4 protein-coding genes are annotated in these 4,019 nt (G+C 60.5%); all 4 read left to right on the top strand.

Annotated elements, in window-relative coordinates; all coding sequences use genetic code 11:
• A partial coding sequence (locus tag ABL922_RS14145; protein ID WP_349024856.1) for a TraB/VirB10 family protein occupies positions 1-821 on the top strand: 821 nt, incomplete at its 5' end.
• 11 nt (positions 822-832) lie between these two features.
• Positions 833-1,672, top strand: a complete 840-nt coding sequence (locus ABL922_RS14140; RefSeq protein ID WP_349024855.1) for a DsbC family protein — start codon at positions 833-835, stop codon at positions 1,670-1,672.
• Positions 1,673-1,866: 194 nt separating this feature from the next.
• Positions 1,867-2,895: a hypothetical protein gene (locus ABL922_RS14135; RefSeq protein WP_349024854.1), complete on the top strand. Its 1,029-nt coding sequence runs from the start codon at positions 1,867-1,869 to the stop codon at positions 2,893-2,895.
• On the top strand, positions 2,895-4,019 hold a 1,125-nt coding region (locus tag ABL922_RS14130), incomplete at its 3' end, for a TraC family protein (RefSeq protein ID WP_349024853.1). The genes ABL922_RS14135 and ABL922_RS14130, both read left to right, overlap by 1 nt.

Below are 4,019 nucleotides of genomic sequence, written 5' to 3'. Positions count from 1 at the left end.
GCTATGCTCAGGCAAATCCAAAGGGTGGAGCGCAACCGCTTACGCCATCGGGGCAAGCTGCAGCCACTGCCGCTGGGCTACCGGTCCCCCGCAGCAGCGAGGTCAAGCTGGTATCATTCGGCGATGCGCCGGTGGGTACGGGCATGCCGGTTCCCAAAGGAAATACGGTGTACACTGACAGCACAAGCTATCTTCCCCCCAATTCCATTGCCGTCGCCAAAGTCATTGTTGGTGTCGATGCGAGCGCCAGCGTTCAAAGTCAGAGCGACCCATTGCCGGTCGTGCTTCGGATCACGGGGCCGGCGCGGTCGGTCTATGACAATGGACGATTGCTCACCACCAACATCACCGGCTGCTTGGTCAATGGTGCAGCACGCGGCGATCTCAGTTCAGAAAAAGTCTATGTCAAACTGCAGCGCATGACCTGTCCCCAACCGGGCGGCCGATATGCCGTCAGCGACGTAAAGGGATTCATTGCCTTTGGTGGCAAAACCGGCGTGCGTGGCCGCGTGGTCAGCCGGGAAGGCTCGCTCGTGGGCCAGGCGTTCATCGCGGGTCTTGCGGGCGGTTTTGGCAGGGGCTTTTCAGCCAACACCCAATCGCTGTTCCAGGGCACCAATGTCAGCGTTGACGGCAAGCGCCAGCGACTGGGCACCGGCGACATTCTTGAAGGTGGAATAGGCGAGGGCGTCGCGACCTCGGCCGACATGGTCTCGAAATATCTCATCGAGCGCGCCGAACAATATCAGCCGGTCATCGAGATGCCGACCGGGATCGATGTCGAAATCGTGTTTTTGGAAGGCGTGTTCATCAGCGGTTGAGGAGAGTGACAATGAAGTGGAAGCAACTTATCTGGGGCCTTGCCGCAGCGCTTCTGGGAAGCGGAGCATCGCTCGTCCTGGCATCGAACACCAGCGAATATGTGGAATCCGAGAAGGACAAGTCGGTTCTCGCCCAGCTGAAGCAGCGACTTCCCAAAACGCAGGTGTCGCGGATCAACTGCCAGATTGTGAGCGGCGTTTGCGAAGTTACCGCTGGCTCGCAAATCTTCTACATCGACCAGGGTGCGCGCTATTTGATGATCGGACGCATCTTCGATCTCGAAACGCGTCAGGACCTGACTGCAGCCCGGCTGGTCGACGTCAATCCCGATCTCTTGATTGGCGGTGCGGCGGGTTCGCGCCGTGAGGCCGAGACAAGCCAAGCGCAGCTGCGTGGTCAAAATAGCGCTGCGGGCAGAGGCATGGCGAAGACCCTGTCGCTCGCAAGCCTGTCTGACGCGGGCGCAATCGTCTGGGGCAATCAGGCTGGCAAGACGGTCACTGTCTTTTCGGATTTTTCATGCGGCTATTGCAAAGCGCTGACCGCCACGCTCGAGCAGCTGGACGTCCGCGTGATGGAACGGCCGATTTCCATTCTCGGCAGCCGCGCAATTGCCAACCAGGTCTATTGCGCGCGTGACCGTCGCAAAGCCCTGAAGGCCGCGTACTCGGGGCAGCAGATCGGGGAGTCGCGCAATTGCGACACTTCGGCACTTGATGCCAATGAGCGTTTTGCGCGTGAAAATGGGATCTCGGGTACGCCAGTGCTGGTGCGCTCGGACGGTGCGGTGATCGAGGGCTATCGTCCCAAAGAATTTATCGCCAAATGGTTGAACGAGGTCCGGTCATGAGCAGGGTCCTCTCTCACCGCGAAACCCGCCGCCTTGCTGATGCGATAGCCGCTCGGTCAAGTTTGCGCCTCGTCCAGTGTCACCTGCCCTTGAACGAAGTCCAGGCCAAAACATTGTGGCGCTCTGTATGTGCCGAGGCGCCAGCTATCGCAGATCCCGATCCGGCGCCCTTGAAATTCCTTGGGGCCAACCAGATGGCCAGATTCAACCCGGCTCTGAAGCGCCAATCCGGCGGATTGTTGCACTGTGTCCACGACCGGGTGACGACTGCAGAAGCCCAAGCCTATTGGCGCATCGCCAGCGCGGTGGCGCCATTGTCCGTGTCACACAAGAACAACCGCTTCGCACGAGGAGGAGGCGGTACCGCTGCGGTCTGTCTCGCTGCATTGCCGCTCGCCGCATGCGCGACGCTCCTTGGCGGGAATGTGAAAGGAAATTTCTCTTGTTCGGCCCCTGGGGGCACCTGTGCACCGTCGACGGTGATTGACGATGCAGCCCTTGCCACCATTCAAAATGCCCGCCCGATGACGCCGACATCGGGTCCATGGCCGCAGCCGCAAATGCGCGGCGAGGGCAAAATCATCACTGCTTCGGGCGGCGTCGTACACCGCGACCGGCGCGTGGTGAAAGTGGTCTTCCCATCCTATGTCGATCAGCGCGGCTATCTCCATGAAGCCAGAGTGGTTCATGCAGTTGCCGATGCCGGTGGCTGGATGCAACTCGGCGCTGGCGGCAGCGATCCGCAAGCACCGTCGACAATGTCGCGTGAGCAGGCAGCACAAATGGCGCCGCACTCTGCCCAGCAAGGCGTTGGACAGACGGGTATGGCCGGCTGGTCACTCGAACGGGTTCAAGGCGGACCCACCACGCAGGAACCAGCCATAGCAGGGTTCGATACACGCGCACCCGATCCTGCAAGTGTCGCTGCTGCGCGTGCGCGCGGTCTTGGACGGCGCCCGACGACGCCCACAGAGATCAAGGCTGCAGTCGACGAGCAGCTGAGTGCCAAGGCACAATCGGTGGCTGCCGGTCCCGGATCTGGCGCTGTCAGCTTGGCCCAAAAGCCCCAATCACCGCCTGTAGTCGGGCCGGGCCCGGTGTTATCGGCAAGCGAAAGCCAAGCAAGCGGCGACATCCAAGGCAAAGCCAAACGCCCCGCCGACGAGCAACCAGCGGTTGCCAACCAACCCGCAAGCTTTCCCGGAACGGTGGAGCAGGACTGATGCCACAGGGTGCCGGCCTTTGGGACCGCTTCCTCACCATGTGTTTTGGCGATGCCGCGCAGCCTGAAGGCGAACGCGGTCGCTTGGGTGCGCCTATGCTTGCGAGCTGGGTGCCCTATCGCTCTTATGACACGCGCACGCGGATGTTCGTCAACACCGACTCGCTCGGCTTTGTGCTGGAGACGTCTCCCATGATGGGGGCTGACGAAAAGAGCGGCGAGATCCTGACCCAATTTCTGTCGGATGCTGTGCCTTCGGGTTGCCACATCCAGTTCATCCATTGGCAGAGCCCGAGCATCGGCGAGAAAATAGCTGATTGGGTGATGCCGCGGATTGTCGCCAAAGGCGTTTACGGACGCGCCGCCCAACACCGTGCGCGCTGGCTGCGGCGCGGAGCATGGAAATCGCTATCGCGCGACGCGCCCTTCTATCTGAGGAACCACAGGGTCTTCATCAGTCTTGGCGCTCCCTTGAACGGAGGCGTAACACCAGAGACTTTGTCCAGCGTACGCGACAGTCTTTACGGCACGTTGCAGGCCCTCAGCATCCCCCATCGCGATGTCTCACCCGTTGAGCTGATCGGCTATTTTGACGATTTTCTGTGCGCGGCCGTCGACAATGGTGACAAGCCTGAGACCTATAGCGAACTCGATCCGATCGCATATCAATGCGTGCGCCGCGATCTCGAGACGCAGGTCACTCCGGACCGGTTACTTTTCCACGCCGAACGCTTCCGTGCAACCGGCGAGAAGGTCGATGGTGTACCGATCATTGGCGAAATCATCCCTGACCAGTTTGACTGGCGCTTTTTCTCGGTTCGCAATTTTCCCAAGCAGTGGGCACCATGGGATGTCCAGAAGATCATCGGCGACATGATCAACGACAAGCTGCGCTTCGGCTGCAATGTCATGACCGTATTGGGCCTCACCTATCCTGATGAGGAATCGGCGACCTCAAAGGCCGGATTCAAGGTGATGCGGACGACCAGTCTTGCCGACACCAAATCTGCACGCTTCCTCCCACAGCTCGCCGACCAGCGCGACGAGTGGCAGCATGTCCAGCAGGAGATGCGCCAGGGTCGCAAACTGTGCCAGGCTTATTATGGTGTCGGTGCACTCTCGCCC

It is taken from the genome of Sphingorhabdus sp. (assembly GCF_040079335.1).
Lineage (GTDB): Bacteria > Pseudomonadota > Alphaproteobacteria > Sphingomonadales > Sphingomonadaceae > Sphingorhabdus_B.
The sequence above is the reverse complement of the archived record's forward strand: the minus strand, read 5'-3'. Positions and strand labels throughout refer to the sequence as shown.